Origin of the sequence: Pseudanabaena sp. 'Roaring Creek' (assembly GCF_001402795.1) — a bacterium.
GTDB lineage: Bacteria > Cyanobacteriota > Cyanobacteriia > Pseudanabaenales > Pseudanabaenaceae > Pseudanabaena.
Map to the genome: position 1 here is coordinate 1 of NZ_LIRE01000143.1, position 2,376 is coordinate 2,376.

A 2,376-nucleotide genomic window follows, 5' to 3' on the forward strand; every position below is an offset into this window, starting at 1 on the left:
CGCGTGCGCCGCAGGTTTTAGGGCTTTAATTATGCCCACTTAGCTTAATAAAAAAGAGAGTGAAGTAATTCACTCTCTTTTTTTGATGGGCCGAGCTGGATTTGAACCAGCGTAGGCGTAGCCAGCGGATTTACAGTCCGCCCCCATTAACCACTCGGGCATCGACCCTTGGCTTGTTTTCCAAGCGAATCTAATCATATACACTTATTGCATTACTTGCAATAGTTACTTCAAAAAAATTAAAATTGGGTCAAAGAATATTTAATGTAGCCGTAGGTGGAGATTGGCATTGCTATAGGCAAGATTTAACCTGCCATAGCGATCTATAGCGATATTTTTTGGGGAAATTTGGCAAATCCCAGCGAGATCGCACTGAGAAACGCAATTCCCATGATCCCTGCGATCGGATTGCCATTAATGCCTGTAACCCACTCAGGAACTATCCCTGTCGGCGCTAGCCAATGTGTCGTATTGACAATGTAGTAACACCAGACCAGACCCGCATGTAGACCGATGGATATTCCTAGCCTGCCGTTACATCTACGTCTGGCGAGGACAAGAGCAATACTGAGCATGACTAAACCTAGAAACTGGCTCCATGTCGCCAAAATTACGTTTAGGGGTTTGATAAAGTGCAAGATTGCGAATACGAAACTACAACCGAGTAAGGCGGCTTTTGGCGAATAATCCCGCTCTAACTCCGATAGAATCCAACCCCGAAACAACATTTCTTCTGCAAATCCTACTCCCACTGAAGTTAATAACCCAGGCGCGATCGCTCCTTGCCAATCCACAAAATACAATCCGATCGCTGGTAATAGTCTTGCAGGCAAAGGATTCCGCCAATCGACACTTTGCGATACCAGCCATCCCAGACTCACTTGCAAGCTAAAAAAAATAATAAGGGTTACACAGCCCAATCCCAATCCCAGCAAAAAATCCCGCCCATTTTCTTTGGTAAATAACAGTCCGTAATAGCGGTAAGGATGTGAATATTTGGCGATTTTGTGCCCCCATCCCCAAATTAACCCCAAAAATCCGCAGTACAACAAAATTGTTAAACCAACGCCGACGGCTTCTCCCCAAATTAAATACATCGGAGCCGCGATTGGTAGCCAGAGCAGCAATAAAGTTATTAAAAAAAGTAGGATACGGATGGGGGCTGCATAGGAATTGAGGCGATCGCGATTCACAATAAAAAAACAGGTAGGATTGGTAATAACCATCCTACCTGTTCTCTATCCATTGCTGAGAGCGATAACAGTCGCCAGTCTTGTTAGGACAAAATTAAAGCCCAAAATAATGTTGCCGCGCGGAGCGCGGCAACATTATTTTGGGCTTTATGGCTTGATACATTTGACGGCAGCTATATGATGAATGGCGGCGTTTTGCGCTGCCATTCTCTTCTTGGTGTTGTAAGCAGCTAAAGCTGTTATATATAGGAAATTTATGAATTGCCCTTACCTATGACTCTGGTTCGATTGTGCTAGTTAAACCCTTACTTTGTAACCCTTCACAATAGAACTCAGCATGTTCCTGTACACAAGTAATTACTAGGGCGCAACCACTGGCATGGGCTGCCATCATAATATCTACCGCTTGGGGTTGGGTTAACCCATTGACAACTTGCATTAAGGTTTGCACTACATATTCCATAGAATTGTAATCGTCATTATGTAAGAGCACGCGATATCTTGGTGCAATTTTGCGTATGGTTTCAGGACGAGTAATAGTTTCGGTAGCCATAGATTTGGTTGCCTCCTATAGGAATTAATTTATGATTTCGGATAATCGCAGGGTTTAAGGTTTGCGCATTAAGAGAAAAGTGTTTGCAAGTATGCAATGTAGGTAGGACACATTTCAGTCTCATGCTTGTGCGATAAATTTGAAAGCCGAGACAGTAATAATACTTAATGGGTATCTACTCATATTATAAATAGAATTCCCAAAAATGTGAAGTATAGCTGTCGCCAAGTGTACTAGGACATAAACCCGAAGAATTGAGTGGCGGTGCGAAGCACCGCCACTCAATTCTTCGGGTTTGATTTGTGCTATGTCCAGTGACGGCAGCTATATGGGGATTCTGCCCAACCAAAAACCTGAAAGATGTATGGGAAAACTGTAATCATGCGTTACCCTATTTGTATTAAGCTACGCTGTTCCCAGTGCATAATTAACGTCAGTTTGGGTTAAGCTGGCAAATGTTCAAAGCCCAAAAGTAAAAGCCTTGCGTAGCAAGGCTTTTACTTTTGGGCTTTGAGAAAGGGTTGGCGTAGCCAACCCTTTCTCAAAGCCCGTTTCAAATTATCCTGAATTCACGTTATTTAACTGTAAGTAGCTAGGTATAAGTAAACTTAAAAACCAGAAGAGCATACC

General features: G+C 43.1%; 2 protein-coding genes and 1 tRNA gene. All 3 read right to left on the minus strand.

Features of this window, described 5'->3' with window-relative positions:
- Positions 1-86: 86 nt before the first annotated feature.
- Positions 87-168 (minus strand) — tRNA-Tyr (locus tag AC805_RS04510).
- A gap of 155 nt (positions 169-323) precedes the next feature.
- Positions 324-1,226, minus strand: coding sequence for a CPBP family intramembrane glutamic endopeptidase (locus AC805_RS04515; protein WP_231662429.1), 903 nt, complete (start codon positions 1,224-1,226; stop codon positions 324-326).
- A gap of 238 nt (positions 1,227-1,464) precedes the next feature.
- Complete coding sequence (gene clpS, locus AC805_RS04520) at positions 1,465-1,746, minus strand: ATP-dependent Clp protease adapter ClpS (protein ID WP_055074309.1); 282 nt, start codon at positions 1,744-1,746, stop codon at positions 1,465-1,467.
- Between the last annotated feature and the right edge of the window lie 630 nt (positions 1,747-2,376).